General features: G+C 65.0%; 1 protein-coding gene. It reads right to left on the bottom strand.

The features are described from left to right. Window positions 1-503, bottom strand: a 503-nt coding sequence (locus tag RF638_RS16245) for a helix-turn-helix domain-containing protein (RefSeq protein ID WP_368842490.1), incomplete at both ends; no start/stop codon positions are given.

Below are 503 nucleotides of genomic sequence, written 5' to 3'. Positions count from 1 at the left end.
CCGGTAAACGCTAATTGGGTGCGTAGGTGCAGTAGGTAGCGGGAGTGATCGTCGAGGAAGTCCAGGATCTCCACCCGGGCGCCGGTGGCCAGGAACCAGTGGGTGATATCGGCTTGCCAGCATTCGTTCGGCGCCTGGGCTTGGAAGCGGATGTAGGTGGATCTCGGTCGTTTACCCGGTGCCGGGGTGATAAGCCCGGCTCGGTGGAGCACGCGCCGGATCGTGGAATCTGAGGGCACTCGGTATCCGGCTTGTTCTAGGTGCCACGCGATGGTGAGCGGCCCGGCGTCAGCGCCTTGGGCGGTGAGTTCTTGGCGCACGGCAATGATTTGTTCTACCAACGCCGCTGGTAGGGCCCCGGGTGAAGAGCGTGGGGCTCGAGAACCCGGGGCCAGTCCGTCCACCCCGTGAGCGTCGTAACGGGCTAGCAGGGTGTAGACCCATTGCCGGGAGACGCCGTAGCGGGTGGCGGCCTGGGCCACGGTGAGGTGTTGATCGCGTAC

Origin of the sequence: Kocuria sp. CPCC 205235 (assembly GCF_040980905.1) — a bacterium.
Lineage (GTDB): Bacteria > Actinomycetota > Actinomycetes > Actinomycetales > Micrococcaceae > Kocuria > Kocuria carniphila.
The sequence above is the reverse complement of the archived record's forward strand: the minus strand, read 5'-3'. Positions and strand labels throughout refer to the sequence as shown.